Origin of the sequence: Sporosarcina koreensis (genome assembly GCF_001531445.1) — a bacterium.
GTDB lineage: Bacteria > Bacillota > Bacilli > Bacillales_A > Planococcaceae > Sporosarcina > Sporosarcina koreensis_C.
Genome location: NZ_LQYA01000047.1, coordinates 158079 through 170719, shown reverse-complemented (window position 1 = coordinate 170719; position 12641 = coordinate 158079). Strand labels below are relative to the sequence as shown.

Genomic DNA, 12641 nt, shown 5'->3' with positions numbered 1-12641 from the left:
CATATTACATGCTTACATCAGTTGAACCATGACTTGATCGATTCAAAAAGATCCGCAAAGAACTGTTTCACTTTATCCCAAAAACCGGGATCGATTTCGCCGAACTTCTCTTTGATTGTCGTCGCCATGTCCGATAATTGCTCGGAAAGCTTGCCAAAATCGATGTTTAAGTTCCGAATGCGATCCATCAGTTCGATCAGCAATTGCCGATCGGCCTCGCTCAGCTCGATATTCAGTTTCCTCAATTGGTCATTTACAATTTTCTCGACTTCTTCCTTAGTCGCAGGCTTGTTATCAGCAATCGCCTTCTTGATTTCCGTCAGAAGCTCTGCCACTTTGTCCTGATCGATGCCGGAATCCTTCGCAAACTTCGTCGCCAAATTCAACTCGTCATTCGCGACGTCCGTCCGCTCAGTATCGAGCGTTTCCCCGGATACTTCATACGCCTTATAAATTCCTACCAATGCAGAATGTCCCGTCACCGGCTTTGGCGCTGCCACTTCGACGATCGCGTCCTCGATTCCAGCAGTGAGCATCGCTGTCGCATACATCTCGTTCGTCACTTGCGTAATATTGTCTGGTGTGACGATTTTGATGACGAGTCCTTTCCCTTCATCCTGCCTCGTAATTTTGGCAGATGAATACATCCTCGCTTGGCTGTTGCCATCTTTTATATATTTCACAAGATCATTTCCGTCGACGGTTATCTCGTCGACTTCCGCAATCTCTTCGACATTCAAGCTCTTCTTAACGCTTTCCTTTTCCGCGTCTGTCAAGTTGGCCCCTAACACGACGATGGGCACACCTAATTTCTCATCAATGGCCGTATCGGCTTTCGCACTTGTCGGCAGCAAGCCCCCAACAACTAGCAATAATGCGCATGCCGCCATCAATAGTCTCTTCATAAGCTTTCCCCTCCTGTACTATGAAGTAGTACGACGTGCAGTGGAAAAAGTTCCAGTTCCTATTTCAAGGTCGTCCAGCCTTCACTTTGCGAAACTTTCCCTTCCTTCATCAGTTTGCCGAGTGCCCGCTTGAAAGCGCCTTTGCTCATGCCGAACATTTCACTAATCTCATCAGGGGTCGATTTATCGGAGAAAGGCATTTTGCCGCCGACATCCGTAAGGTACCGGTACACAGTTTCCGCATCGTCACCGAGGCGTTCCTCTTTCCTCGGCAGCAAGGAGCCGTTCAACGTCCCGTCATCGCGTACATCGATAATACGGATATCCACTTCCTCCCCTAGGCGCGGCTCATGCTCCCGCTCTGTATGGTGGACGAAAATCCGGTAGTTTTCCGGAATGCTCAAAAAGAATGATCCTACCGGCAGCAGGCGATAGGCCCGCGCTTTCAGATTTTTATTGAAAGCAGTTTCAGGCGCATCTGCAATCAATTCCAGCACTCTTTCCTCCGTCGCAAGACGTCCGAAAATATTGCCGCCTAGATCGGTGCGCAATGTCATAAAGAGCTCGTCGTCCGTCTTCGGCCACAACGCTTTCACTCTCGGCAAGTCCGCTTTATTCACAAGCACTTCGAAGGAGGAACCGATGTCCACATAAGCGCCTTCCTTCTCGTCGATCCGGATGACCCGTCCCCAGCCGAACGATTCACATGTCATCGTCGGAATATGGGCTGTTGCTGTCAATTCGCCACGTCTGTTCATGTATAGGAAGACTTCTACATCATCTCCCTCTTCGATCGGTGAATCGAATTCCGATGCGTTGATCAGTATTCCTTGTTCCTGTTCACCGCCGTCCAAAATCCATCTGGATCCTTCCTGTCCAATTACGGTCAGCTGGGCAATAAACCCTGGCTTGTGTTCCATCATTTAATATCTACCTCTTCCATTTAGAAGCTTTGCCGTTCCTTCAATCTTTGTACGAATTCTTCGTCCTCTTTCATCGCTTCCACGAGGTCCGTAATCCGGTCCATCGCATTCCAGCTCAAATGGTGTTCGATTCCTTCAACATCTCCATAGATGTTCTTCTCTTCGACACCGATGATTCGAAGAAACTGTTCAAGAAGATCATGTCTCCTGACAAGTTTCTTTCCAAATGTCAATCCTTTTTCTGTCAGTTCCAGCCCTCTATAACGCTCATAGACGACATACCCTTCACGGTCGAGCCGCTGGGCCATTTTCGTGACCGAAGAAGGCAATACCGATAGCGCTTCTGCTACATCAGAGACGCGGGCCTCTCCCCTAGCCTCCAGCTGCAAATAAATCTGTTCAATATAATCCTCCATACTTGGTGTTGCCAACCGTTCCACCTCCAGTATGTACATTCCCTGCCCATTCAATGATGAATCATGCATGCAAGGCAGTTTACAATTTCTAACTTACGGGTAAATTCACTATACCACTTCGAAGGAGTGAAAAAAATGGGTAAAATACTATGGATCATTATCGTAGCACTAATCGCCTTCTGGCTGCTCGGATTTGTCATGAAGGTCGGCGGCGGACTTATCCACTTATTATTAGTCATCGCAGGAATCATTTTCGTCATCCAGTTGTTGACTGGAAGACGATCAGTGTAGTGTAAATTAAGTGAGACTACAAACCGTCGATTCACACGAAGTTGAAGCCGGTTAACGCCGGAGAAAGGGTGCCAATTGGTGGCACCCTTTCTTATTTTACTTGGGCATAAATACATGTATTCCTCAATTGCTTGCCATCCGCTGACAGCGAATCGCATTTCAACGTCCCTTCAAGTTCAAACCCTGCCCGTTCAGCGACAGAACGACTTTTCACATTTTCTTCATCACATCTGATTTCCACTCTGCGAGCGTTCAGCTCGTCAAATGCAAAGCGCGTCAATCGTTCAACTGCCTCGGTCATAAACCCTCGCCCTTCGAATTTCGTATCGAGCCAATAACCGATTTCAAACTTCGGAACTGCCCAGTTGATGCGGTGAAGCCCCGTAGATCCGACAAACTCGCCCGTCTCTTTCGAAAACATATGCAGCCGCAAGTCTTTCCGAGTAATGAAATCGGCAATCGATTGCCGTAAATTTTCCTCGGTCGTATGAAGTTCCGGCGCCTTTTGTGCAAATGGCAGCCATTCCTTTAAAGCAGATTGTGAGTTCCGCATTGCATTCCATACGTCGAGGGCGTCTTCCACTTCGGGCATGCGAATGATAAGCCGCTCCGACTCGAATTCAGCCGGGACATTCGGAATGCGTTTTTTCTGTTTCTCTCCGAAGCCCGCATCTTCCCACATGACAGGCGTCGTCGTTCCTGCTAAAAAGTCTTCACGAGTCATCCCGTACGTAACAGCGTCATAATAGGAATTCTCTTTCGGCGAAAACCACGCTTTCCGCAAATGGGCCTCTTTCACAAATCCTGCGCGCTCGAATGTCTTCCGCATCGCCAAGTTATCTTGACGCGTATGACCTTCCAATCGGATCTTCTCTTCCGGCATGCCGAAAACGAATTCCGTAATGAGGCGGAGCGCTTTCGGTCCGTATCCGAATCCTCTATAACGATCCGCAATCCGCAAATCGAAAAGCGGAATCTCATCTTGCAAATCATGGATCTTCACGATGCCGACTATATCGTCCTGCTCATTTTGCACCCAGAACGTTTTCACTTCATCCGATTCATAGCCGCCCTCTTCAATCGTCTTTTCGATCAATTCACGTTCCGGATGTGCATTTCCATGAAACGGCCATGTATTCGTCGTCAAAAAATGGATGAGCTGTTCCTGTTCTTCCATCGTCCATTCCCGCAATTTCATTCCAATTCCCCCGTTCGGGCTGCGTATCTCACTTATGGATCCTCATCAACCTCAATGAATTCAACACGACAAGCAACGTCGCACCCATATCCGCAAAGATTGCAATCCATAAAGTCAACCATCCTGGGATGATCAAAAGCAGCGCTACAATTTTTAAGCCTACTGCAAACATAATATTTTCTTTAATAATCTGCAACGTTTTTCGGCTTAATTTCATCGTATACGGCAATTGTCGAAGATCATCCGCCATCAAAGCGATATCTGCCGTTTCAAGAGCTGCGTCCGTCCCAGCCCCGCCCATGGCAATTCCAATTGAAGAAGCGGCAAGTGCCGGTGCGTCGTTGATACCGTCACCAACCATGGCGACCCGACCGTATTGACCCATCAATCCTTTCATGGCTTCCAATTTGTCTTCTGGCATGAGTCCCGCACGGACATCCGTCACACCGGCAAGTTTTGCAATCGCTTCTGCTGTCCGCACATCATCACCCGTCAGCATGACCGTATGCCTGATGCCAACATCTTTTAATTGACGCAGGACATCCATACTCTCTTCCCGTAACGGATCCGTAACCGCAATCAATGCCCGGAACATTTGATTCATAACAACCGCCATGACCGATTTACCTGCCAGTTGCAGCTCTTCGGCACGCTGTTGCATTTCCGCAGGGAGTTCTGCAAGCTCGGACGCCCACTTCATGCTTCCGACATGCACTGTCACGCCATCTACTTCTCCGACAGCCCCTTTCCCGGTAACCGACTGGAAGTTGCGCAGCTCCGCTTCACCGATGCCCTGCCCTTTCGCATAGTCGACAATCGCCCGTGCCAATGGATGCTGGGACATCGATTCAACAGCAGCGACCGCTTGCAGTATCGTTCGCTTCTCCTCGTCTCGCGCAATAAAGTCCGTTACTTCGGGATATCCTTTTGTCAATGTTCCCGTCTTATCGAATGCAATAGCATGAATACGGCCCATCTCTTCAAGATAGACGCCACCTTTAATAAGAACTCCTTGGCGTGCCGCATTCCCGATCGCCGTCACGATGGCGACAGGAGTAGAGACAACGAGCGCGCAAGGGCAGCCGACGACAAGAACAGCGAGCCCTTGGTAAACCCATGTATGCCAGTCAGCACCGAATAGAGGAGGAACAATTGCGACAAGAACTGCGATACCGATAATGATTGGCGTGTAATATTTAGCAAATCGATCGACGAACTTTTGGGAAGGTGCTTTTTCCGCTTGCGCATCCTCGACAAGGTGGATAATTTTAGCGATAGTTGTATCCCCGACAAGTTTCGTCACGGTCACTTCGAGCGCACCTTCTTCATTCAACGTGCCTGCAAACACTTCGTCATCCACCTGTTTCAACACAGGTATCGATTCTCCAGTGATTGCCGCCTGATTGACGGTCGATCGCCCACTCAGAACGACGCCGTCCATCGCAATTTTCTGCCCCGGTTTCACAAGGAGGATATCGCCGACTAGTATATCTTCCGTCTTCAACTCCATAATTTCGCCATTCCGTTTCACGTGCGCGGATGCAGGGGCGATATCCATAAGCTGGCGGATCGATTGCCTTGCTTTATTCATGGAGTAGGCTTCCAGTGCTTCACTCACGGCGAATAAAAAGACAACGACCGCCGCTTCCTGCCATTCGCCGATGATTGCAGCTCCGATAATAGCAATCGTCATCAACGTCTTCATGTCGAAATCAAGTCTTACAAGGTTCTTGATTCCAGTGATGAACATGCCCGTCCCGCCAATCAGGATGGCTGCTGCAAAAAGTCCTGTCGCTACGGCTGGATTTGGCACGTCCCGATAAGTGAAGAACATTCCTGCGATAACGAAAACGAGCGACAGAATTGTTACGATGTTTTCCTTCCTCTGGAAAAAGGGAGTTTTCGGGCTAGGGTCTCTTTTGCTCAACGGCACGACTTGAATGCCATCGAATGCACCTGCCGCCTGAAGTTCTTCCATCGTCGCGTCACCCGTGAAAGAGAGCTTCGATGCACCAAAATTGACAGTCGCTTCCGTTACGGAAGGGAGGCTCTTCACGTTATTTTCGAATTTCATCGCGCAATTTGCGCAGGATAGGTTTTCAAGTCTGTATTCCGTTTTAGTGGTCACTTGGCTCATCCTCCCTTTCCGAGGCGTGATCGTAGGCAATCTTCACTAAGTCAGAAACATGGTCATCCGCAAGGGAGTAATAGACCATTTTCCCTTTTCGTTCCGATTTTGCGAGGGCTTGCTCACGTAAATAGCGCAGATGGTGGGAAGCCGTCGCATTCGAGGAGCCAATGACTGCCGCCACATCACAGACACATAGCTGCTCTTCCAAAGTAAGCGAATAGGCAATCTTCAACCTCGTTTCGTCTGCTAACGCTTTGAATATCTGCACCATGCCACCGACATCCGGCAATCCCTTTTGCACTTTCCCGACTACTTCTTCATGGACAACTGTCACTTCACATGTATCTTTCGATGTCATCTCAGCACCTCATTCAAATGTTCGTTTGATTAATGATAGTATATGTTTACTTTTTTCCAATTGCAAGTAAAATCAAACGTTTATTTGAATGAAATTTTTATTCCCCGAAATAAAGGATTATCGACCCTCGTATGGAAGTTAGACATGTCGAACATCAATTAAAAATGGAGTGTTGAATCATGCAAAAAGGAAAATGGAACGCTATTACTGATGTGCCCGGTGTAGCAGTCGGCCATGTGACTTTACAGGAGGAGTCCGGACCTGATAGTGCCTGCACGGGTGTCACAGCGATATTGCCCCATGAGGGAAATTACTTTGAACAAAAGGTGCCCGCAGCGAGTTTCGTATTGAACGGCTTCGGCAAATCTGCGGGGCTTATTCAAGTTGAGGAGCTTGGTGTCATCGAGTCTCCGATTATGCTGACAAATACATTCAGCGTCGGCGCAGTGCTTGAAGGGACGCTGCACCATATGCTTGAGGAGAATACCGCAATAGGAGATTCCACCAGTTCATTGAACATCGTCGTCGGCGAATGCAACGACAGCTATTTGAATGCAATGCGGTCGTTGAAAGTAAGGCCTAACCATGCTGTTGAAGCAATCCGCGAAGCGCGCGGAGGCGAGTTGAAGCAAGGCGATGTCGGCGCGGGAAAAGGGATGATCTGCTTCGGCCGGAAAGGCGGGATAGGCTCTTCTTCAAGGATTGTCCCCCATGGAGACGATTCATTCACAGTGGGTGTCCTGACATTGACGAATTTCGGCAAAGCGGAAGAATGCCTGATTGATGGATGGCTCGCGCGGAATGAAATGCAGATGAGGACGGCGGAGGACGACTTGAAGCCATTCAGCGAAATGAAAAGCGAAAAACCGGACGGCTCTGTCATGATTATCGTCGCGACGGATGCACCAGTGGATAGCCGGCAATTGAAGCGATTTGCAAGACGCGCTTCCATCGGTCTTGGCAGGACCGGCTCCCATATCCATAACGGAAGCGGTGACATCATCATCGCCTTTTCGAATGCTTTCACGATTCCGCATTCGAGTGAAGGTGATTCAACCGTGAGCTACACTTTGCTGCGCGATGACGCCAAGGTGATGAATGCACTTTTCCAGGCGGTCATCGAGGCGACGGAGGAGGCGGTTTATCAATCTTTGCTCCATGCAAAAACGACAACCGGAAGACATGGGCGGACGGTGGAACGATGGCCGTTTGTTGAGAATAATGATTTATGAGCGCGAAATGGGATTTATGAGCGCAGGAGCCGCGGTTATGAGCGCGATACGGGAGTTATGAGCGCCGAGGCATGTGTTCACTACAATCTAAAAACGGCACGCATGAATTTACAACTCATGCGTGCCGTTTCATATACTATTATTGAGCAGGGTTTGCTTGCAGGTCGATTGAAATCTTGATGTCGTCGCCTACGAGCACGCCGCCCGCTTCTAGTGCTTGGTTCCATGTAAGTCCGAATTCTTTACGGGAAATTTTCCCTTCGACTTCGAAAGCAGCGACTTGAACGCCCCATGGGTTTGTTCCCGTGCCTTCGAATTCTGCTTCGAATGTAACTTTCTTCGTAACGTCCTTGATTGTCATATCACCTGTCACCTCGTACTCATCATCGCCTTTTTTCACGATGTCTGTAGAGACGAATGTCAGCTGAGGGAATTTTTCCGTATCGAAGAAATCGCCTGAACGAAGGTGATTGTCGCGATCTTCACTATTCGTATTGATAGAACTTGCATCGATAGTGAAATTGATTTTGGCATCTGTCAAATCTTCAGGATTCCCCTCGATCGTCCCTTCCACTTTTCCGAAACTTCCTTTAACCTTTGAAACCATCATATGTTTTACTGTAAAACCTACACTCGTGTGTGATGCGTCCACATTCCAAGTCGTCATTTTACCATCCACCCTTTTCATTTTTCGTTATTCATGTTCACTACCCTATTCCATATACCTAGAACCAGAGAAATATTCCACTATCGCAAAAACATCTTCATTCCGAGATATATTCATATGATATGCCGAATATGTCTCGAAGTCAAGATAAAAATCCGAGAATAAAATTTATTGCTCCTTTCCCCAATTAAAACGCGTTAGTAACGGGAGCATCCCCTATCATTTCGCTTTTAATTTCAATGTATAGCCATCTTTCACTTCGCCGTCGAGAACAGTTTCGTGGTAGATGCCATTCGCCCAATCTTCGGATTGATCGTGGAACCATTTTGATTTCATATGCCCGCTTTGACCGGGTCCAACGATATGATGCGCCGCTGACAAGTCGGACAGATCCGCGACAAAACGCCATGATGCGCCGTGATTCACGGTTCCATCGTCTTTAAATGCAGCCGCCTGCACCGTTACATTCGAGCCGCCGATTGCCTGTTTTTCAGGATTGAGGAAATAGGCGAAAATCGGTGATGCTGCCGCTAATGAATGCGGGAAGGCCAATTGGTGGAAGTCTCCCCACTTCCATTTTGCTGAATCATTCCCGAACTGTTCTTCAATTTCCGCAATGGCAACCTCGAATGCATCATAGACCCATTTGTCGACGCCCCCGTAGTTGTACACCCACACGCCCGGCTTTCCGCTGTATGCATCCCTCAACATTCGGTCGACAATCTGCCCTTTACCCGGCATGAGTTTGTAAACATCTTCAGGCATTTCATTGCTGAACATCGTCTTTGGCAATTGCTTCATTACTTTGTGGAAAAGGAGCGGCGCACCCGCTTCCGCGGAATCAACTTGATCCCATCCCTCAAGCATTTTGACAAGCTCGGCATGTTTCCCTTCCAGATCAGCGGCCTTCAATGAACCGATCAGGTCTTGTAAAAACTCCCGGGCATATAAATTCTCCTGATCCATCTGCAAGTCCATCATGTCTTCCGCAGTGAAATTGTCACCGTCCTGCAATACTTCGGCAATTCGCATATACCGATACGGCTGCGCCCAGAGTTTAGTTATATGATACGGATACGAATCATCGACAACTTCATTATTCGCAGTTGCGATGAAGCCTTCCGACGGATTAATAACTTTCGGCAGTTCGTCATATGGCACATACCCGCTCCAGCCGTATTCGGATGAATCCCCCGGCACTGGCAGCTGGGCGTCCCCTTGTTTGCGGATCGGAATTCTTCCGTTCGCTTTATAGGCGATTGTCCCGTCCACCGCAGCAAATACGAAGTTCTGCGCCGGCGCATGGAAATCTTCCAATGCGGATTCGAACGTCTCCCAATCCCCCGCTTTATTCATTCTTATGATTGCTTCAAGCTCTTTCGTCGGCTCGAGTGCCGTCCATTGCATGGAGAACAAAGCCCCTGGATCCTCGGATTTATACAAAATGTCCGACATGATCGGCCCGTGCCTTGTGACAATCACTTCGAACGGGATAGCTTCCCCGCCTTTTACGGAAATCGTCTCATCTCGCACTTCGGCCTGCTCCCACTTCCCGTCGTAGCGGAATTGGGTAGGGTCCTCCGGATTCGGGATTTCGATATATAAATCCTGCACATCCGGCCCGACGTTCGTGACACCCCATGCGATATTCTCGTTATGGCCTAGGATGATGCCCGGAACGCCTGCAAAAATAACTCCCCCGACGTTCTGCTCAGGCGATTGCAAATGCATTTGATACCAAATTGACGGCGTATTCAATCCTAGGTGAGGATCATCCGCGAGAAGCGGCTTTCCTGACGCTGTCTTATCTCCGGAAACGACCCAGTTATTACTGCCATTAAACTCATGCGGCACCAAATCCGGATTGAAGCGGCCCGCCACTTCAACAGGCGTCTTCAAATTGGCCTCGATAATTGAAGGCGCATGGTCAGGATAGCTGACGAATAATTCACGTGCCTGCTCCTCCGGGAAATTGTTCAGCGCCCAATGCCTGACAGCGAGGCTATCCCAGTTGCCCCCCAAATCGTAGGCCATATACTTCCCGATTGTAAGTGAGTCGATAGGCGTCCACTCTTCCGGCTCATAGCCAAGGAGCTTGAATTCATAAGGCAATTTCCCGTCTTCCTTCGCCTGTTGCATGTAAGCATTGACACCTTCCGCGAACCAGTCAAGAACCTTCTTGGCGTCATCCCCATATCCGTCATAGGAGGCTTCCGCCGCATTGCGCAAACTGAATGTCCGGAAGGTCTTATCTGTATCAACAGCAGCGGCACCGACTACTTCAGCCAGGCGGCCGCTTGCCTGACGCCTTGCCAAATCCATTTGAAATAAACGATCTTGGGCCTGCACAAAACCTTGCGCCCGGTACAAATCAGCGTCGGAACTAGCGTTAATATGGGGCACCCCGTCCGCATCCCGCGTAATGTCCACGTCTTCGTCCAAGAAGTCCACGCTCATCTCCCCTTCGATAAGCGGCTTCGATTTACCTATGTACACATTGATGACAATCAACCCGGCAACGAGTATTGCAAGCAATCCGCCAAAGATGGATAACAATACTTTTGTCCATTTTCTCATTTTCCTTTTTCTCAAAGTGCATCCCCCCTGCTTTACAATTCTATGAATGGCCATTCATCCCCTTTATTTCCGAATGGAATTTTTCAACAACAAGAAACTCGGTTATATTTTCTTGTCAAATCGCTTGATAGCCAGCATACTTATAAAAGTGAAGCCTTCTTTTTGATTTAGCAAAAAGTGAAGGTTTTCAGCGCATCAGAATTGAAGGGACTGGATGTTGATGTCTAAGCATCAGTGGTTAGAAGATTTACGCGGAATGATTACTGAAGGCATACTACGGTTAGATGAACCATTACACAAATATACGATGACCAAACTTGGCGGAGCCGCAGATCTACTCGTCATCCCAGGAACGATCGAGGAAACGGAATCGACGGTGCGGTATGCATTTGAAAATGACATTCCTCTTTTATTATTAGGAAATGGATCGAATATGGTCGTCAGAGATGGCGGGGTACGTGGGATTGTCCTCCATCTGTCGAAACTGAATGCAATCCAGGTGGATGGTACGAAAGTGCACGCAGAAGCAGGAGCACTTATCATTGACGTTTCAAGGCGGGCAGCTGCAGCATCGCTGACGGGGCTTGAATTCGCGTGCGGGATTCCCGGTTCCATCGGCGGCGCGATGGCCATGAACGCGGGTGCCTATGGCGGTGAAATCAAAGATATCATCGTGCAGTGTACCGTCTTGACGAAATCGGGCAAACGCCTCGTTCTATCGAAAGATGAATTAGAGCTTGGTTACCGGAAAAGCATTATTGCTTCCGAAGGGTATTATGTTTTATCCGCCGATTTCGAGTTAGCAGAGGGCGACAAGAAAGCGATCGATGCAAAAGTGGCGGACTTGACATTCCAGCGTGAATCGAAGCAGCCGCTCGAGTATCCTTCCGCAGGCAGCGTATTCAAACGGCCACCGGGCTATTTTGCGGGGAAATTGATCCAAGATTGCGGTCTGCAAGGGAAAGGACATGGCGGTGCGGAAGTGTCGATGAAGCATGCAGGTTTCATTATTAATAAAAACAAGGCAACCGCATCCGATTATATCGAAACGATCAACATGGTGAAGACGGAAGTGAAGAAGAAGTTTGATGTCGACTTGGAGCTGGAAGTGAAAATCGTAGGGGAAGAATAAACAAAAGTGGCGTTGAAAAGAAAAAGCGGATGACCAGTAACCGGCCATCCGCTTCTATTTAAGTTTAGTCTTTTCACTGCTCCGTTTTGCAGACGAATTGCGTTGCTTCGGTGACCCTGTCATCCGTAATCTGCACTTGACACATTTTATTATTATTCATGAATTTGAAAATCCCATTATTGAAATCTGTTCCGATCTCCTTGAAGAAAATGCCTTCGAAGCGCGCCTCTTTTGAAAGGGTGAAGCTAACTCGAAAGCCGTCCCCTTCTTCGACCAAATATGCCCGCACACCTTTTTCAAACATGCCTTCTATTTCGTCCTTGATGGCACGGTCGACGGATACGACGTGGAAATCGACAAATGTTATTTCTCGTAATAACACGTTCATGAATGAACCTTTTGTAATCTCTTCCCATCTACTTTGGGCAGTCTGACCGATAATAATCTGTGTAATATTATGTTTGTGAGCTACTTCTTTGATCACCTTTGCAACAGGTCGTTTTTCATTATCCATAATGATGAAATCTTCAACATCGAGCTCTTCGGCAAGCTCTTGCCATCTTTCGATATACTCGGATTTTTCCGCGTCAAATTCATCGAATGGCAATGGATCAATCGTTAATATATATAGTGGACAATCGATGATGGATGCCATTTTATGTCCACGTCTAATGAGACGTTCGCCATTTGGACCGTAGTAGACACAAACAAGTATGCTTTCGTCCATACGACCTTTTACTTTGCCCATGACCGTAGTCACCTCTTACAATTATTTTCGTTCGACTGTCACGTAACTTGTATTTACAATTGA

The 12641-nt window shown here is 48.1% G+C and carries 12 protein-coding genes; 3 read left to right on the top strand and 9 right to left on the bottom strand.

The window, feature by feature from the left end; all coding sequences use genetic code 11:
• Positions 1-17: 17 nt before the first annotated feature.
• Genes AWV70_RS07760 through mntR form a run of 3 tightly spaced genes read right to left on the bottom strand, consistent with a single transcriptional unit; the run spans position 18 to position 2259 of the window.
• Positions 18-905, bottom strand: coding sequence for a DUF1002 domain-containing protein (locus tag AWV70_RS07760; protein ID WP_060205825.1), 888 nt, complete (start codon positions 903-905; stop codon positions 18-20).
• A gap of 59 nt (positions 906-964) precedes the next feature.
• Positions 965-1828 carry a CvfB family protein gene (locus AWV70_RS07755; protein WP_153009924.1) on the bottom strand — a complete coding sequence of 288 codons (864 nt, stop codon included), beginning with the start codon at positions 1826-1828 and terminating at the stop codon, positions 965-967.
• 20 nt (positions 1829-1848) lie between these two features.
• Positions 1849-2259, bottom strand: a complete 411-nt coding sequence (gene mntR, locus AWV70_RS07750) for a transcriptional regulator MntR (protein ID WP_060205823.1) — start codon at positions 2257-2259, stop codon at positions 1849-1851.
• 120 nt (positions 2260-2379) lie between these two features.
• On the opposite strand from mntR, the gene AWV70_RS23400 reads away from it, so the two are divergent.
• The gene (locus AWV70_RS23400) at positions 2380-2535 is read left to right on the top strand and encodes a lmo0937 family membrane protein (protein WP_153009923.1); all 156 of its coding nucleotides are present in this window, start codon (positions 2380-2382) and stop codon (positions 2533-2535) included.
• 91 nt (positions 2536-2626) lie between these two features.
• Here the strand turns inward: AWV70_RS23400 and AWV70_RS07745 are convergent, their stop codons facing one another.
• From AWV70_RS07745 to AWV70_RS07735, 3 genes are read right to left on the bottom strand one after another with little or no spacing between them, the layout of a single operon-like run.
• Entirely contained in the window at positions 2627-3733 is a 1107-nt protein-coding gene (locus AWV70_RS07745; protein ID WP_060205821.1) for a GNAT family N-acetyltransferase, read from the bottom strand.
• Between the two features lie 28 nt (positions 3734-3761).
• Positions 3762-5870 (bottom strand): heavy metal translocating P-type ATPase, encoded by a 2109-nt coding sequence (locus AWV70_RS07740; RefSeq protein ID WP_060205819.1) that lies wholly within the window; start codon positions 5868-5870, stop codon positions 3762-3764.
• On the bottom strand, positions 5851-6222 hold the full coding sequence (locus AWV70_RS07735) for an ArsR/SmtB family transcription factor (protein ID WP_060205817.1): 372 nt from the start codon (positions 6220-6222) through the stop codon (positions 5851-5853). Before AWV70_RS07735 ends, AWV70_RS07740 begins: the two co-directional genes overlap by 20 nt.
• A 179-nt stretch (positions 6223-6401) precedes the next feature.
• Between AWV70_RS07735 and AWV70_RS07730 the strand changes: the two genes are divergently transcribed.
• Entirely contained in the window at positions 6402-7454 is a 1053-nt protein-coding gene (locus tag AWV70_RS07730; RefSeq protein WP_060205815.1) for a P1 family peptidase, read from the top strand.
• A 139-nt stretch (positions 7455-7593) separates the two neighbouring features.
• Here the strand turns inward: AWV70_RS07730 and AWV70_RS07725 are convergent, their stop codons facing one another.
• Both AWV70_RS07725 and AWV70_RS07720 read right to left on the bottom strand, forming a co-directional pair.
• Positions 7594-8121 (bottom strand): YceI family protein, encoded by a 528-nt coding sequence (locus tag AWV70_RS07725; protein WP_060205813.1) that lies wholly within the window; start codon positions 8119-8121, stop codon positions 7594-7596.
• A 219-nt stretch (positions 8122-8340) separates the two neighbouring features.
• Positions 8341-10752, bottom strand: a complete 2412-nt coding sequence (locus AWV70_RS07720; RefSeq protein ID WP_060205812.1) for a penicillin acylase family protein — start codon at positions 10750-10752, stop codon at positions 8341-8343.
• A gap of 166 nt (positions 10753-10918) precedes the next feature.
• On the opposite strand from AWV70_RS07720, the gene murB reads away from it, so the two are divergent.
• Positions 10919-11830, top strand: a complete 912-nt coding sequence (murB, locus tag AWV70_RS07715) for a UDP-N-acetylmuramate dehydrogenase (protein ID WP_060205927.1) — start codon at positions 10919-10921, stop codon at positions 11828-11830.
• 73 nt (positions 11831-11903) lie between these two features.
• Here the strand turns inward: murB and AWV70_RS07710 are convergent, their stop codons facing one another.
• A complete protein-coding gene (locus AWV70_RS07710) occupies positions 11904-12578 on the bottom strand; it encodes a histidine kinase (protein ID WP_060205810.1) in 675 nt (224 codons plus the stop codon).
• Between the last annotated feature and the right edge of the window lie 63 nt (positions 12579-12641).

Bases quoted from the DNA above. Each gene is read 5' to 3' on its own strand.
- AWV70_RS07745 (WP_060205821.1), bottom strand. From the start codon at position 3,733: ATGAAATTGCGGGAATGGACGATGGAAGAACAGGAACAGCTCATCCAT.
- AWV70_RS07730 (WP_060205815.1), top strand. From the start codon at position 6,402: ATGCAAAAAGGAAAATGGAACGCTATTACTGATGTGCCCGGTGTAGCA.
- AWV70_RS07740 (WP_060205819.1), bottom strand. From the start codon at position 5,870: ATGAGCCAAGTGACCACTAAAACGGAATACAGACTTGAAAACCTATCC.
- AWV70_RS07725 (WP_060205813.1), bottom strand. From the start codon at position 8,121: ATGACGACTTGGAATGTGGACGCATCACACACGAGTGTAGGTTTTACA.
- AWV70_RS23400 (WP_153009923.1), top strand. From the start codon at position 2,380: ATGGGTAAAATACTATGGATCATTATCGTAGCACTAATCGCCTTCTGG.
- AWV70_RS07720 (WP_060205812.1), bottom strand. From the start codon at position 10,752: ATGGCCATTCATAGAATTGTAAAGCAGGGGGGATGCACTTTGAGAAAA.
- AWV70_RS07735 (WP_060205817.1), bottom strand. From the start codon at position 6,222: ATGACATCGAAAGATACATGTGAAGTGACAGTTGTCCATGAAGAAGTA.
- AWV70_RS07710 (WP_060205810.1), bottom strand. From the start codon at position 12,578: ATGGGCAAAGTAAAAGGTCGTATGGACGAAAGCATACTTGTTTGTGTC.
- murB (WP_060205927.1), top strand. From the start codon at position 10,919: ATGTCTAAGCATCAGTGGTTAGAAGATTTACGCGGAATGATTACTGAA.
- AWV70_RS07760 (WP_060205825.1), bottom strand. From the start codon at position 905: ATGAAGAGACTATTGATGGCGGCATGCGCATTATTGCTAGTTGTTGGG.
- AWV70_RS07755 (WP_153009924.1), bottom strand. From the start codon at position 1,828: ATGATGGAACACAAGCCAGGGTTTATTGCCCAGCTGACCGTAATTGGA.